At 62.5% G+C, this 15,198-nt stretch carries 14 protein-coding genes; 10 read left to right on the plus strand and 4 right to left on the minus strand.

Annotated features, from left to right (window positions below):
- The first annotated feature begins 16 nt into the window (after positions 1–16).
- The 4 genes from trpD to OH764_RS15195 all read left to right on the plus strand — a co-directional run bounded on the left by trpD (position 17) and on the right by OH764_RS15195 (position 3,483).
- Complete coding sequence (gene trpD, locus OH764_RS15180) at positions 17–1,048, plus strand: anthranilate phosphoribosyltransferase (RefSeq protein ID WP_027779424.1); 1,032 nt, start codon at positions 17–19, stop codon at positions 1,046–1,048.
- A 30-nt stretch (positions 1,049–1,078) separates the two neighbouring features.
- A complete protein-coding gene (gene trpC, locus OH764_RS15185) occupies positions 1,079–1,876 on the plus strand; it encodes an indole-3-glycerol phosphate synthase TrpC (RefSeq protein ID WP_498847336.1) in 798 nt (265 codons plus the stop codon).
- A gap of 42 nt (positions 1,877–1,918) precedes the next feature.
- Positions 1,919–2,545: a CYTH domain-containing protein gene (locus tag OH764_RS15190; protein WP_498847337.1), complete on the plus strand. Its 627-nt coding sequence runs from the start codon at positions 1,919–1,921 to the stop codon at positions 2,543–2,545.
- A 95-nt stretch (positions 2,546–2,640) separates the two neighbouring features.
- Positions 2,641–3,483: a uracil-DNA glycosylase gene (locus tag OH764_RS15195; RefSeq protein WP_498847338.1), complete on the plus strand. Its 843-nt coding sequence runs from the start codon at positions 2,641–2,643 to the stop codon at positions 3,481–3,483.
- Between the two features lie 176 nt (positions 3,484–3,659).
- On the opposite strand, the gene OH764_RS15200 is transcribed toward OH764_RS15195, so the two are convergent.
- From OH764_RS15200 to OH764_RS15215, 4 genes are all read right to left on the minus strand, one after another.
- A complete protein-coding gene (locus OH764_RS15200) occupies positions 3,660–4,256 on the minus strand; it encodes an FMN-dependent NADH-azoreductase (protein ID WP_087754939.1) in 597 nt (198 codons plus the stop codon).
- A 155-nt stretch (positions 4,257–4,411) separates the two neighbouring features.
- Positions 4,412–6,202, minus strand: a complete 1,791-nt coding sequence (locus OH764_RS15205; RefSeq protein WP_498847339.1) for a M61 family metallopeptidase — start codon at positions 6,200–6,202, stop codon at positions 4,412–4,414.
- A 94-nt stretch (positions 6,203–6,296) separates the two neighbouring features.
- Positions 6,297–7,022: a DsbC family protein gene (locus OH764_RS15210; protein WP_498847340.1), complete on the minus strand. Its 726-nt coding sequence runs from the start codon at positions 7,020–7,022 to the stop codon at positions 6,297–6,299.
- 166 nt (positions 7,023–7,188) lie between these two features.
- Entirely contained in the window at positions 7,189–8,361 is a 1,173-nt protein-coding gene (locus OH764_RS15215) for a UbiH/UbiF family hydroxylase (protein WP_498847341.1), read from the minus strand.
- 257 nt (positions 8,362–8,618) lie between these two features.
- On the opposite strand from OH764_RS15215, the gene ychF reads away from it, so the two are divergent.
- From ychF to OH764_RS15245, 6 genes are all read left to right on the plus strand, one after another.
- Positions 8,619–9,713 carry a redox-regulated ATPase YchF gene (gene ychF, locus OH764_RS15220; protein ID WP_020070690.1) on the plus strand — a complete coding sequence of 365 codons (1,095 nt, stop codon included), beginning with the start codon at positions 8,619–8,621 and terminating at the stop codon, positions 9,711–9,713.
- A 563-nt stretch (positions 9,714–10,276) separates the two neighbouring features.
- Positions 10,277–11,611: an ABC transporter substrate-binding protein gene (gene ugpB / locus OH764_RS15225; protein WP_498847342.1), complete on the plus strand. Its 1,335-nt coding sequence runs from the start codon at positions 10,277–10,279 to the stop codon at positions 11,609–11,611.
- A gap of 158 nt (positions 11,612–11,769) precedes the next feature.
- Positions 11,770–12,654 (plus strand): sn-glycerol-3-phosphate ABC transporter permease UgpA, encoded by an 885-nt coding sequence (ugpA, locus tag OH764_RS15230; RefSeq protein ID WP_027779432.1) that lies wholly within the window; start codon positions 11,770–11,772, stop codon positions 12,652–12,654.
- Positions 12,651–13,496, plus strand: coding sequence for a sn-glycerol-3-phosphate ABC transporter permease UgpE (gene ugpE, locus OH764_RS15235; protein WP_498847343.1), 846 nt, complete (start codon positions 12,651–12,653; stop codon positions 13,494–13,496). The genes ugpA and ugpE overlap by 4 nt, the downstream gene beginning before the upstream one ends.
- Before the next feature lie 87 nt (positions 13,497–13,583).
- On the plus strand, positions 13,584–14,672 hold the full coding sequence (locus OH764_RS15240) for a sn-glycerol-3-phosphate import ATP-binding protein UgpC (RefSeq protein ID WP_087751749.1): 1,089 nt from the start codon (positions 13,584–13,586) through the stop codon (positions 14,670–14,672).
- 33 nt (positions 14,673–14,705) lie between these two features.
- Complete coding sequence (locus OH764_RS15245; protein ID WP_498848837.1) at positions 14,706–15,005, plus strand: DUF3761 domain-containing protein; 300 nt, start codon at positions 14,706–14,708, stop codon at positions 15,003–15,005.
- Positions 15,006–15,198 lie beyond the last annotated feature (193 nt).

Here is a 15,198-nt window from a genome sequence, read left to right on the forward strand (position 1 = left end):
GAAGCGAGAAACCATCATGACAATCACGCCGCAAGAAGCGCTGCAACGGACCATCGAGCACCGCGAGATTTTCCACGACGAAATGCTGCATCTGATGCGGCTCATCATGCGCGGCGAACTTTCGCCCGTCATGGCGGCCGCGATCATTACAGGCTTGCGCGTCAAAAAAGAGACCATCGGCGAAATCACCGCCGCCGCCACGGTGATGCGTGAATTTGCCCGGCACGTGGAAGTGCAGGACAACTCGAACTTCGTCGATATCGTCGGCACCGGCGGAGACGGTTCGCATACGTTCAATATCTCGACGGCGACAATGTTCGTGTCCGCCGCAGCTGGCGCTAAAGTCGCGAAGCACGGCAACCGCGGCGTGTCGAGCAAGTCGGGCAGCGCAGATGTGCTCGAAGCGCTCGGCGTGAATATCGACCTGCAGCCGGAACAAGTCGCAGCGTCGATTGCCGAAACCGGCATGGGTTTCATGTTCGCGCCGAATCATCACCCGGCGATGAAAAACATCGCGCCGGTGCGCCGCGAACTCGGCGTGCGGACCATCTTCAACATTCTGGGTCCGCTGACGAATCCGGCAGGCGCGCCGAATCAGCTGATGGGCGTGTTCCATGCGGATCTGGTCGGCATTCAGGTTCGGGTGATGCAGCGCCTCGGCGCAAAGCATGTGCTCGTGGTGTACGGTATGGACGGCATGGACGAAGTGTCGCTCGGCGCGGCCACGCAAGTCGGCGAGTTGCGTGACGGCGAAGTGCGCGAGTACGAGATTCATCCGGAAGACTTCGGCATGCAGATGGTGTCGAATCGAACGCTGAAAGTGGCGGACGCTACGGAATCGAAAGCAATGCTGCTCGAAGCGCTCGACAACAAACCGGGCGTCGCACGCGAGATCGTTACGCTGAACGCGGGCACGGCGCTGTACTCGGCGAACGTGGCGTCGTCGATCGCTAACGGCATCGAGCTTGCACGCGAAGCCATCGCCAGCGGCAAGGCTCGCGCAAAAGTCGACGAACTGATCCGCTTCACGCAGCAATTCAAGCACTAATCACGCAGCAACCAACGTAGCGAGATTCTTATGAGCGACATCCTCGACCGTATCATCGCGGTCAAACGCGAAGAAGTCCGCGCCGCTGAACAAAGCGCGCCGCTCGAAGAGCTGCGCCTCGAAGCGTCGTCGCGCGATATTCGCGATTTCGTCGGCGCTCTGCGCGCAAAACATGCGGCCGGTCTCGCCGCAGTGATCGCCGAGGTGAAGAAAGCGAGCCCGTCCAAAGGCGTTCTGCGCGAGAACTTCGTCCCTGCGCAAATCGCGCGTTCGTATGAAACGCACGGCGCGGCCTGCCTGTCGGTATTGACCGACGTGCAGTTCTTTAAGGGCAGCGTCGCGTATCTGGAACAGGCGCGCGCCGCGTGCCAGTTGCCGGTGCTGCGCAAAGACTTCATCGTCGATCCGTACCAGATTGTCGAGGCACGCGCGATGGGCGCCGACGCGATTCTGTTGATCGCCGCCGCGCTGGAAACTTCGCAGATGCAGGACCTCGAAGCGCTCGCGCATTCGCTCGGCCTCGCGGTGCTCGTCGAAGTGCATGACAGCGACGAGCTGATGCAGGCGCTCACGCTGAAAACACCGCTGATCGGCGTCAACAATCGCAATCTGCGCACTTTCGAGACGTCGATCGAAAACACCATCGGCATGCTCGAAGCGATTCCCGACGACCGCATCGTGGTAACGGAATCTGGCATTCTGTCGCGCGTCGATGTCGAAAGGCTGCGCGCGATGGACGTGAACACGTTCCTCGTCGGCGAGGCATTCATGCGCGCAGATGAGCCGGGCGTGGAGCTTGCTCGCATGTTCTTCCCGGGCGCGGCGTGAGCATGCCGCAGCCCATGTAGCACACAGGCAGCGGAGCACGACATGGCCATGGAACGCGAGATCAAGTTGCTGCTGCCGGCCGCGCAAGTGAACGCGGCCGGGCAGTGGTTCGTCGCACGCACTGGCAACGAGGGCCGCGCGATCAAGCTGTCGAATATCTACTTCGACACGCCGCAACTCACGCTGGCAGCCTCAAAGAGCGCGTTGCGCCTGCGCCATACACCCGACGGCTGGCTGCAGACGTTCAAGACGGTAGGCAGTGCGGCAGACGGCTTGCACAGCCGTCACGAATGGGAAATGCCCGTCGCGGGCGAGGCGCTCGAGATTGACGCGTTGCTGCGCGAATGCGACGAGCCCGCCGCCGCACAAGCGTTGCGCGAAGCGGCGCCGCAACTGATCGAACTGTTTCGCACGGACTTCACACGCACGCTGTGGCAAGTGAGCGTTGACGGCTCCGAGGTGGAAGCCGCAATCGACCAGGGCAACGTGCTGGCCGAAGTGAACGGCGAATTGCGCCGCGCGCCTATTTCGGAAATCGAACTCGAACTGAAGTCCGGCGACGAAGCCGCGCTGCACGCGCTTTCGAGCGAACTCGGCAAGCAGATCGCCGGCCTCGCGCCCGAGAACATCAGCAAGGCGCAGCGCGGGTATCAATTGCGCGCGGGCTGAGCGCGGGTTGCGTCATCGCCGCGCGTTCGCCGCCTACAGTGCGCGCCGCCGCCTCGGCTTGAGTCACACCGCGTTTGCTGCGACACTTCTGCGCCATGACTACTGCATCCCGCCCCCGCTCCGCGCCGTCACAAGCATCATTATTCGGCGACGCCGCGGCGCCGACCGGCACTTTTCCCGCCGAGTCGCAGCCGCAATCCCAGCAGCCAGCCGGCACGCCGCCCACGCTCGAAGAACAGTTCGCCGCGCTACCGGCTGAGTGGCGAGCGCACCTGAAGTCTTTCATTGAAAGCGATGCCTACGCGCCGCTCTGCCGTTTTGTCGACGGTGAGCGCGCGGCCGGCAAAACCGTTTATCCCACCGACGTGTTCCGCGCGCTGCGGCTTACGAGCCCCGATGAAGTGAAGGTCGTGATTCTCGGCCAGGACCCGTATCACGGCGAGGATCGCGGCACGCCACAAGCTCACGGGCTCGCATTTTCAGTCGCGCCGAACGTGCGCACGCCGCCGTCGCTGCGCAACATTTTCAAGGAAATTGCGGCAAGCCTCGGCCACGAACCGCCTCGTCACGGTTGCCTCGACACGTGGGCGAAGCAAGGCGTACTGCTGCTGAACACGGTGCTGACCGTGGAGCGCGACTCTGCCGCCAGCCACGCGAAGCGCGGCTGGGAAAAATGCACAGACTCGCTGATTCACGAACTCGCGATGCGTCACGACGGTCTCGTGTTCATGCTGTGGGGCGCCCATGCGCAGGCGAAGCGCGCGCTGCTCGGCGGCAAGTCGCACTACGTGCTGGAGGCGCCCCATCCTTCGCCGCTGTCCGCGCATCGTGGCTTTCTCGGCTGCGGACATTTCGCGAAGGCAAACGAGTACCTCGTGAAGCATGGCCGCGAGCCGATCGACTGGCGCCTGCCCGAAGAAGCGCAAATGCTGGCTTAGCGGCTCCTGTCTGCAAACCGCGGCAGAACCGGCGCCAGGAAACAAAAACGCCACGGAATTTATTTCCGTGGCGTTTTAGTTTTCAACGCTCGCAATCGGCTTAACTTGCGAACCTCAGCAGCAAGCCAAAATCGCGAACCAGGCAGCGAACCTGGGCCGCGACCTCGTCAGCCAACTCAAGCAGCCGCGATCGCTTCGCGCGCCGCAGCCAACGCCGCGCCCGCTGCGTCCGGGCCCATGTTCAGACCTTCGGCGTAGATGAAGTTCACATCCGTCATGCCGATGAAGCCAAGGAAGCTCTTCAGATACGGCGTCTGGCTATCGTTCGGCGTGCCCGCGTACTTGCCGCCGCGTGCGGATACGACGTACACCTTCTTGCCCGTCACGAGACCTTCGGGGCCGTTCGCGGTGTAGCGGAACGTGATGCCGGCGCGGGCGATGAAGTCGAAATAAGTCTTCAGTTGCGACGAAATGCCGAAGTTGTACATCGGCGCGCCGATCACGATGATGTCGGCGGCTTGCAGTTCCGCGATCAGCGCTTCGCTGCGCGCGGCAATCGCGGCTTGCTCGGCGGTGCGCTGATCAGCCGGCGTGAAAAACGCGCCCAGAATGGCGTCGTCCAGATGCGGCAGCGGTTCGGCTTGCAGGTTACGGACGACGACTTGCGCGCCCGGATTCGATTGTTGCAGCTTTTCGGTCAGCTCGTTGAGGAGCAGCGTCGAGTTCGCGCCTTGCGAGCGGGCTGCCGAGTTGATTTGCAGGATCGTGGTCATGGTTGACTCCAGTGGGGGGCGCGCTGTGTTGCGCGAGTGGAGCCATTGTGTTTTTTTACCGATCCGGGAAAAAGCCGTCCGGCAGCGACGGATTGTTGCAGTGATAGAACAATCCGCCGGCCGCCGACCGGAATTGACGTCGGCGCGGATTACGATCAGCTTGTCAGCCAGCGCTCGCGCGCCTTGCGAGGGGCGGGACGCTGGTCGGCGACGGTGAGCTTGTAGCGTGACACTTCAGGCCCTTCCAGCGTGAGTTGCGCGGTGCGCAACTCGTCGCGGCGGAATGCGTGAACTTCCACTTTGGCTCCCGCCTGATAACGGGCGAGCAGTGTGTCCAGATTCGAGCCCGTCACGCGCAGGCCGTCGAGCGCGATCAGCACGTCGCCGGCCGAGAGCCCCGCTTTCTGGGCTGCGCTGCCTTCGTGGACAGCCGTCAGCGTACAGTCCGCGCCGCCGCGCACGCGCACACCGAGCGACGGTTTGCCGCTCTTGTCGACTTCCGGCGCGAGCGTGACGCCGAACGGTTCCAACAGTGTTTCGAGCGGCAAATCGCGCGTTCCGTGCACCGCTTCCGCAAACAGCTCGCCCAGGTGCACGCCGGTCGCTTCTGCAAACAGTGCTTCGACCTCGCGTTCGTCGACGCCCACCGGCTTGCCGCGGTAAAAATCGCGGCCAAAGCGCTGCCACAGCAGACGCATCACGTCGTCGAGCGACTTGCGATTGCTGGTCTGCGCGCGGATTGCCAGGTCGAACGCGAGCGCCACGAGCGAGCCCTTCGTGTAATAGCTGACGATGGCATTCGGCGCGTTCTCGTCCTGCCGGTAGTATTTGACCCAGGCGTCGAACGAGCTTTCCGCGACGCTCTGCTTCAGTCGCCCGCTGCCGCGCTGCACGCCGCCGATCACCTTGCCGAGCAGGCCAAGATAATCGTCGACTGAAATCAGGCCGCTGCGCACGAGAATCAGGTCGTCGTAGTACGAGGTGAAGCCTTCGAACAGCCACAACAGCGACGTGTAGTTCTCGACGGAAAGGTCATACGGCGCAAAAACCGCGGGCTTGATCCGCTTCACGTTCCACGTGTGAAAGTATTCGTGGCTGCACAGGCCGAGGTAGGTCCGATAGCCTTCCGTCAGCGCGTCGCGGCCTTGCACGGGCAGATCGCCGCGATTGCAGATCAGCGCCGTCGACGCGCGGTGTTCGAGGCCGCCGTAGCCGTCCGTGACAGCTTGCGTCATGAACACGTAGCGATCCACAGGCGCTTTCTTCGACTTCGGCTCGAAGAGCGCGATTTGCGCTTCGCAAATGCGCTTCAGGTCGGCGCTGAGCCGGGCCATGTCCAGCCCGATCACGCGCCCCGCGATCACGACGTCGTGCGGCACACCGTGCGCGTTGAACGTCGCCAATTCAAATTTGCCGAGCGTGACAGGATGATCGATCAGCTCATCGTAATTCTGTGCGCGATATTCCCCGAAGCCGTAACGCTTCGTGCCGCGCGCTTCTGGCAGCGCCGTCGCGACGCGCCAGTTGCGATACGCCGCGCCCTCCGGTTTCTGGATATCGACCACGCACTGCGCTTCCTCGTGGCCGAGCGGCGCCAGGAACACGCTCGTACCGTTGAAAAAACCCGTGGTGTCGTCCAGATGCGCCGCCCGCACCGACAGATCCCACGCATAGACCTCGTAGCGCAGCGTCAGCGCGCCTTTCACCGGCGCCGCCTGCCACGTGTGCTTGTCCGTTTTCTCGACACGCACCTTGCGGCCCGCGTCGTTGAAGGCGCGCAGCGTCACGATGTTGCGCGCGAACTCGCGCACCATGTAGCTGCCCGGAATCCATACCGGCAGCATGAAACGCTGCCCGGCGAGATCGGGATCGGCAACGGTGACGGTAACTTCGAACAGGTGAGCGGCGGGTTGCTTGGGAACGATGGTGTAGCGGATCGGCTTCATCGGCGGCGATTGGTGGTTTTGGCTGATTGTTGGGGGCTTGATGCGAAAGGAGGCGCCATTTGCGCCTCCTTCGGTTTGGTCAGTGCCGCGTGTGTCAGTGCACCGCTGCCATTTCCTTGTCGAGCCGGTCGGCCGGCACCGCGCCCGGCAGGCGGCGGCCGTCGGCGAGGAACACGGTAGGCGTGCCTTCCACGTTCATCGCATGTCCGAGCGCGAGATTCTTGTCGATCGCGGCGGTGTCGCAACTGCCGGCGGCCGTGGGCGCCTGATGGTCTTGCATCCACGATTCCCACGCCTTCGCGCGATCAGTCGAGCACCAGATCGACTTCGACTTGGCGGTCGAGTCGGGCGACAAAACCGGGTACAAGAACGTGTAGACCGTCACGTTGTCGATCGACTTCAGCGTGGTTTCGAGCTGCTTGCAGTACGGGCAGTTCGGGTCGGAGAACACCGCGATCTTGCGCGATCCGTTGCCCTTCACGACCTTCACCGCGTTGGCGAACGGCAGGCTCGCGAAGTCGATCCGATTGGTTTCCGACAGGCGCGCTTCCGTCAGATTCTTGCGCGTCTTCGTGTCGACCATGTCGCCGAGCAGCACGTAGTCGCCGTTGGCGTCGCTGTACACGATCTGGCTGCCGAGGTTCACTTCATACAAGCCGGCAATCGGCGACTTGGTCACGCTCTTGATCGTCACGTCCGCGAGACGCGTTTGCAGCGTGGCCTTGAGTTTGTCGGTGGACTGGTCGGCTTGCGCGGAGCAGCCGATGGTGACGGCGGCAATCGCAAGCATGGCGGTCGCCATGCGGAAGGTTCGTTTCATGCTGAATTCCTGGTTCAATCGCGCGCTGCGCGCGTTGGGCGTTCATGCCGTTGCCCTCCTTTGCGTGGGAAGGCCGCAGCAACTGTGCGTTCATGATACCTGTCTCACCGGTTCGGCATGCCGCGCCGGGTTAGAGCCGGGTTGAAGCCGTCATGCGGCCCGCCTTTCAGCCGAGCGCGGCCGACACGAGCCAGCGCTTGATGAACGGCTGCGCACCGACGAAAGCCATGCCGCTATTGCGCACGATCTTGGCCAGCGGGCCGGGCACGGAAAACAGTTTCTGCAGACCGTCGGTGGCGATCATCAGCGCACGAATATCTTCGCGGCGCGCGCGTTCGTAGCGCCGCAGCAGGACCATGTCGCCGAGATCGCGAAACGACTCCTTGCCCGCGACGACATCAGCAAGCGCAGCGACGTCGCGCAGACCGAGGTTCATGCCCTGTCCGGCGAGCGGATGGATCAGATGCGCGGCGTCGCCGACCAGCGCGACGCGCGGCGCCACCAGGCGGTCGACAGTTTGCAGCGCGAGCGGGAAGCCCTGTGCCGGCGTCACGCAGTCGAGGCCGCCGAGCTGGCCGCCCGTCACGCGCTCCACTTCCGCTGCGAGCTGTGCCGGATCGAGCGCGATCAGCCGCTCGGCGTGCTCCGTGCGCGCCGACCACACGAGCGACACGTGACCGTCAGGCATGGGCAGCAGCGCGATGATCTCGCCGTCCTTGAACCATTGGTAAGCGGTCTCGCCGTGCGGTTTCTCGGCCTTGAAATTCGCGACGACGCCGGTCTGCCGGTAGTCGCGCCGGTTCATCTTCGAGCCGATCTGTGCGCGGACCCATGAATGCGCGCCGTCTGCGCCGACGAGCAGCTCCGCCACGAGCACGCTTCCGTTCGCGAGACCGACGCTCGCGCTGTCGGCGGTGAAATCGAGCGCTTGCGCGCGGCTGTCGATCCACGTGAGGTTCGGCTGGAAGCGCAGCGCCGCATCGAGCGCGCGCTCGATCACCGACGACTCGACGATCCACGCCAGTTGCGGCACCGAAGCCTGAAACGCGGAGAAATGCAGTTCGGCGTGGGCGTCGCCGTAGACGCGCATGTCGTAGACAGGACCGAGCCGCGACAAGTCGAGCGCCTGCCAGACACGTAAGCGCTCGAGCAACGCTTGCGAACTCGACGACAACGCATACACCCGCGAGTCGAACGAAGCGCCGGCGGCGAGCGGCGCGCAGGGCTGCGCGAGCAGCGCGACGCGCAATCCGCCTTGCGTGAGCGCAAGCGCCGCGGTCTTGCCGACCAGCCCACCGCCGATCACGGCGGCATCGAAAGTCTGATGGTGTGCGTTCATCCGCGCATTATAGCTGCGGGGTTGCGAGGGACGGATCGCGCGCGCAGCTTTCTGAAGCCACGTCAAGAAGCTGATTGGAACGGGTTACAATTGCGTTTTCCGTGACAGAACTCGCCCAGAATCGTCGAGGCAACACCCGCTCTGGCGTCGCGTCCCGCTCCGCTGCGTTCCCTTTGCCGCCAAACGCGGTGGCTTCCCGAATCCTGCACACAGCGTCGAGCGCATCACGCAATTTATTGAATTACTGAAGGATTTCCATGAGCCTCAAATGCGGCATCGTCGGCTTGCCTAACGTCGGCAAGTCCACTCTGTTCAACGCGCTGACCAAGGCGGGCATCGCCGCCGAAAATTACCCGTTCTGCACGATCGAGCCGAACGTCGGCATTGTCGAAGTGCCGGACGCGCGCCTGAAGGCGCTCGCCGAAATCGTCAAACCCGAGCGCATTCTGCCGGCCGTCGTCGAATTCGTCGACATCGCCGGTCTGGTGGCGGGCGCGAGCAAGGGCGAAGGCCTCGGCAACCAGTTCCTCGCGAACATCCGCGAAACCGATGCGATCACGCACGTTGTCCGCTGCTTCGAAGACGAAAACGTGATTCACGTGGCCAACAAGATCGATCCGTTGTCGGACATCGAGGTCATCAACACCGAACTGGCGCTCGCGGACCTCGCAACGGTCGAAAAAGCGCTCGCGCGCTATTCGAAGGCCGCCAAGTCGGGCAACGACAAGGAAGCCATCAAGAACGCCGCAGTGCTGGAAAAGGTGCGTGCGCAACTGGATCAGGCCAAACCGGTCCGGGCGCTCGATCTGTCGGACGAAGAAAAGGCCACGCTCAAGCCGTTCTGCCTGATCACGGCAAAGCCGACCATGTACGTCGCGAATGTGAAAGAAGACGGCTTCACGAACAATCCGCATCTGGACGCGGTGACGAAGTACGCGGCGTCGGAAAACGCGCCGGTGGTCGCCGTCTGCGCGGCAATCGAAGCGGAAATCGCCGACCTCGACGAAGCCGATATGGAAGTGTTCCTCGCCGACATGGGCATGGAAGAGCCGGGCCTGAATCGCGTGATTCGCGCCGGCTTCAAGCTGCTGGGCTTGCAAACGTACTTCACGGCCGGCGTGAAGGAAGTACGCGCATGGACCATTCATGTGGGCGACACGGCGCCGCAAGCGGCGGGCGCGATCCACACGGACTTCGAGCGCGGCTTTATTCGCGCGCAGACCATTTCTTTCAACGACTACATCGCCTATAAGGGCGAGCAAGGCGCGAAAGAAGCCGGCAAGATGCGCGCCGAAGGCAAGGAATATGTCGTGCACGACGGCGACGTGATGAACTTCCTGTTCAACGTGTAACGCCCGGCGCTTTCCGCGAGCGCCTGCCGGCTGATACTTGGCTGCGTTGCCGCACGCGGCTCCCGCCTGTAATACATCTATCAAAGCCCGCTTCGTGCGGGCTTTGTGCTTTTTTGCGGGTTTAGGAAGTGTCTGGCAATGCTCTGCTATCCATGCCGGGCGCGTCTGGATTGCTCGCAGGTTCGAGGGTCATCTCGGGCTCGCCGAGTATTTGATCCAACCGCAAATGTTTCAATTTCATGACATGCGATGTTAAATTGCGGCAGTCGGCGCCACAGTAAAAGCGACGCCGGACTGTCATCGAACACAAATAGAATCGCGCGATTCGCAATTGCGCCCTTTCCGCATTTGCTTTGCTGAGACGGGAGGTGGCGCTTTAGCGCTAACTCCTTCCTATCGATCGCTTTGCATGGGATGGGACTAAGCGCTGAAGCGCTAACTCCCATCGACCGCGTTGCATGGGATGGGAGTAAGCGCTGAAGCGCTAACTCCCATCGACCGCGTTGCATGGGATGGGAGTAAGCGCTGAAGCGCTAACTCCCATCGACACAGGAGACTAATCGATGAGTTTGAAGCCGCTGTTCCGTTCGCTTTCCGTTGCCGCCGTGCTGGGCGCGGGCATTATGGCCACCAGCCAGACGGCCCAGGCCGCCACCGAAATCCAGTTCTGGCACGCAATGGAAGCCGCTCTGGGCGAACGTCTGAACGATATCGCCAACGCGTTCAATGCGTCGCAATCCGACTACAAGATCGTGCCGGTGTTTAAAGGCACTTACGACCAGACGCTTGCCGCCGGCATCGCCGCCTACCGCAGCGGCAACGCGCCAGCCGTCCTGCAAGTCTACGAAGTCGGCACCGCGACCATGATGCAGGCGAAGAAGGCTGTTATTCCCGTATCGGAAGTGTTCAAGCAAGCCGGCGTGCCGCTCGACGAGAAAGCGTTCGTGCCGACCATCGCCAGCTATTACAGCGACGCCAGAAGCGGCCAGTTGATCTCGATGCCGTTCAACAGCTCGACGCCGGTTCTCTACTACAACAAGGACGCGTTCAAGAAAGCCGGCCTCGATCCAAACCAGCCGCCGAAGACATGGGCCGAATTGCAGGTCGACGCGCAGAAGCTCAAAGCCTCCGGCATGGCGTGCGGTTATTCGTCGGGCTGGCAAAGCTGGATCCAGTTGGAGAACTACAGCGCGTGGCACGGTGCGCCGTTTGCGTCGAAGAACAATGGTTTTGACGGCGCCGACGCGCAACTCGAATTCAACAAGCCGCTGCAGGTCGCGCACATCCAGTTCCTGCAGAACATGCAGAAGGATGGCTCGTTCACCTACGTTGGCCGCAAGGACGAACCCGTCTCGAAGTTCTACAGCGGCGATTGCGGGATCATCACGAACTCGTCGGGCTCGCTTGCCACCATCAAGAAATACGCGAAGTTCAACTTCGGCACCGGCATGATGCCTTACGACGCAAACGTGAAGGGCGCGCCGCAGAACGCGATAATCGGCGGTGCGAGCCTGTGGGTGTTGGCGGGCAAGGACCCGGCTGTCTACAAGGGCGTGGCGAAATTCCTGTCGTATCTGTCGTCGGCGCCGGTGGCCGCCAAGTGGCATCAGGACACGGGATACCTGCCGGTCACGACCGCCGCTTATCAGTTGACGCAACAACAGGGCTTCTACGAGAAGAACCCGGGCAGCGACACGGCCATCAAGCAGATGCTCAACAAGCCGCCCCTGCCGTACACGAAGGGCCTGCGTTTGGGCAACATGCCGCAGATCCGCACGATCATCGACGAAGAGCTCGAACAGGTGTGGGCTGAGAAGAAAACGCCGCAACAGGCGCTCGACTCAGCGGTTTCGCGTGGCGACGAGTTGCTGCGGCGCTTCGAAAAAGCCGGCAGTTAAGCGCAGTATCGGTCTGCGCAGCTCGTGTAGACCATGCGGTTCATGCAGCAATAGCGGTGAACAACCGCAACCCGGCGCAATAAAAGCATAAAGCCAGTCGGCAGGGTTTCGGCGCAATCGCGTCGAAACCCGCTTGCAGCAACCCTTGGGAATCTTCGATGGAAAAGCGCTCCCGCTTCGGCACCAGTCTGCTGCCCTACCTGCTCGTCGCGCCGCAACTGGCGATCACGGCGCTGTTTTTTCTGTGGCCCGCAGGCGAAGCGCTGTGGCAATCCACGCAAAGCCAGGACGCGTTCGGCACCTCGAGCGAGTTTGTCGGGCTCGCCAACTTCCGCCAACTATTCGCCGATCCGCTCTATCTGTCATCGTTCAATACGACGTTGATTTTCTGTGCGCTCGTCACCGTTTCCGGCCTCGTGATTTCGCTGCTGCTGGCCGTCTGCGCTGACCGCGTCACGCGCGGCGCGAAGGCTTACCAGACGCTGCTGATCTGGCCGTATGCAGTCGCGCCGGCAATCGCGGCCGTGTTGTGGTCGTTTCTGTTCAACCCGAGTATCGGCCTCGTCACATTCGCGCTCGCAAAGTACGGCATCGTGTGGAACCACGCGCTCAATGCGGGACAGGCGATGTTTCTCGTCGTGCTAGCCTCGGTGTGGAAGCAGGTCAGCTATAACTTCCTCTTCTTCTATGCGGGCTTGCAGGCGATTCCGCGCTCGTTGATCGAAGCCGCGGCCATCGACGGCGCCGGTCCCGTGCGGCGCTTCTTCGGCATCGCACTGCCGCTGTTGTCGCCGACCAGCTTCTTCCTGCTGGTCATCAACATCACCTACGCATTCTTCGACACGTTCCCCGTGATCGACGCGGCGACCGGCGGCGGTCCCGCGCAATCCACGCGCACGCTGATCTACAAGATTTTCGCGGAAGGCTTCCAGGGACTCGACATCGGCAGTTCCGGCGCGCAGTCGGTGGTTCTGATGGTGATCGTCGTCGCGTTGACGGTCGTGCAATTCCGCTTCATCGAACGCAGGGTTCAATACTCATGATCGAAAACCGCCGCGGTTTCGACCTCTTCTGCCACGCGGTGCTGATACTCGGCGTCGCGTTGGTGGTGTTTCCGGTGTACGTCGCGTTCTGCGCGGCGACCATGAGCGAGCACGAAGTGTTCACCGTGCCGCTCTCACTGGTGCCGAGTTCACATCTCCTGGAAAACGTTGCGACGGTCTGGGCGCACGGCAGCGGGAACGCGGCGGCGCCCTTCGGCCGCATGCTGTTCAACAGCCTCGTCATGGCGCTTGCCATTGCTATCGGCAAGATCGCCGTGTCGATGATCTCCGCTTTCGCGATCGTATTTTTCCGCTTCCCGTTTCGCAATCTGTCGTTCTGGCTGATCTTCATCACGTTGATGCTGCCGGTCGAAGTCCGCATTTTTCCGACCGTGCAAGTCGTCTCGTCGATGCACCTCAGCAATACCTATAGCGGCTTGACGTTGCCGTTGATCGCCTCGGCCACTGCCACGTTTCTCTTCCGTCAGTTTTTCATGACCTTGCCCGATGAGTTGATGGAAGCCGCGCGCATCGACGGTGCGAGCGCCATGCGCTTCTTCTGGGACGTCGTGCTGCCGCTGTCCAAAACGAACATGGCGGCGCTGTTCGTGATCACGTTCATTTACGGCTGGAATCAATACTTGTGGCCGATTTTGATCACGAGCCAGCAGTCGCTGACTACGGCCGTGGTCGGCATCAAGAGCATGATCGCGTCGGGCGACACCGCAACGGAGTGGCATCTGGTGATGACGGCGACGCTGCTCGCCATGCTGCCGCCGCTCGCCGTCGTGCTGACCATGCAACGCTGGTTCGTGCGCGGACTTGTCGATGCGGAAAAATGAAAGCGCCTCGCCAGCGCATCAACGCATCAATGCACTGACGCCGCACAGGCAACAGATAAACGACACGAAACGAAGGGCTAAAACCGCATGGCTGCACTGACACTGCAAGGCGTTAAAAAAACCTACGACGGCAAACAGTTTGTGTTGCATGGCATCGACGTCGACGTGAACGACGGCGAGTTCGTCGTGATGGTCGGGCCGTCGGGTTGCGGCAAATCCACATTGCTGCGGATGGTCGCTGGGCTCGAGCGGATCTCCGAAGGAACCATCTCGATCGCCGGCAAAGTGGTCAACGAGCTGGAGCCGAAAGACCGCAACATCGCGATGGTGTTTCAGAACTACGCGCTTTATCCGCATATGAGCGTGGCGGAAAACATGGGCTACGCGCTGAAGATCGCGGGCGTCGACCGGGCGCAGATCGCGCAACGCGTGAACGCCGCCGCGCAGATTCTCGAACTCGAACCGCTGCTGCAACGCAAGCCGCGCGAGCTGTCGGGCGGACAGCGTCAGCGCGTGGCAATGGGCCGCGCGATCGTGCGCGAACCCGCCGTGTTCCTGTTCGACGAACCGCTGTCCAATCTCGATGCGCGTCTGCGCGTGCAAATGCGGCTCGAAATCCAGCGGCTGCATGCGCGGCTCGCGACAACGAGCCTCTACGTGACGCACGATCAGATCGAAGCAATGACGCTGGCGCAACGTGTGATCGTGATGAACAAGGGTCACGCCGAACAGATCGGCGCGCCAACCGAAGTCTACGAGCGGCCCGCAACCGTGTTCGTCGCCGGCTTCATCGGTTCGCCTGGCATGAATCTGCTGGAAGGCCGGGTGTCCGACGACGGTTCGACTTTCGATGTGGCGGGCAACGGTCCGCAGTTGCCGCTCGCCGGCGTCGCGTCGATTGGCCGCGAAGTCGCCAAAGGACGCGAGTGGACGCTAGGCATTCGTCCCGAGCACATGAGTCCTGGGCAGGCCGATGCGCCGCATACAACGCTCACCGTCGATTCATGCGAGTTGCTCGGCGCGGACAATCTCGCGCACGGACGTTGGGGCAAGCACGACGTGACGGTGCGATTGCCGCACGCGCACCGGCCGGCGGCCGGCGAAGCGCTGCAGGTCGCGCTGCCCGCCCGGCATCTGCATTTCTTCGATCCGGCAAGCGGGCGGCGGGTGAACTGACAGACGCGGTCACAACAACAATCCATAAAAATGATGCAATGCATTGGCTCGAACGCCGCTCGCTGCGGCGTTGCAGTCCTGGCGGCGCTGCTGGTCGGCATGTCGCCGGCTTTCGCATATGTCGCGCCGGGTACGACGCCCGGCGAAGCCGACCTCAGCAATCACAACACCTACACCAATCGCGACGGCAACACGGTCCATGCGCCGGCCCGGTCGCTGTCAGGCAAGGCGCCTGAAGGCGCGACGGCGCGCTGCCGCGACGGCAGCTACAGTTTCAGCCGGCATCACAGCGGTACATGCTCGCGACACGGCGGCGTAGCCAGCTGGCTGTAGATCGCACACAGCCTCGGAGCAACCGCAACCGCGCATGCCTCACCGCCCGCCGCGCGCTCACGCCGAAGTACAATGCCATCTGCACACGGCCCGCGCGCGGCCGTCGGTGAGCAGAACACTGCGCTGGACACCGCGCTCGACACCGCGCCGGCCAACGCCGGGCGCTCCGCCCGGCCATGACGTCGCCGTAACA

Source organism: Burkholderia sp. M6-3, assembly GCF_050858985.1.
GTDB classification, from domain to species: Bacteria; Pseudomonadota; Gammaproteobacteria; order Burkholderiales; family Burkholderiaceae; genus Paraburkholderia; species Paraburkholderia caledonica.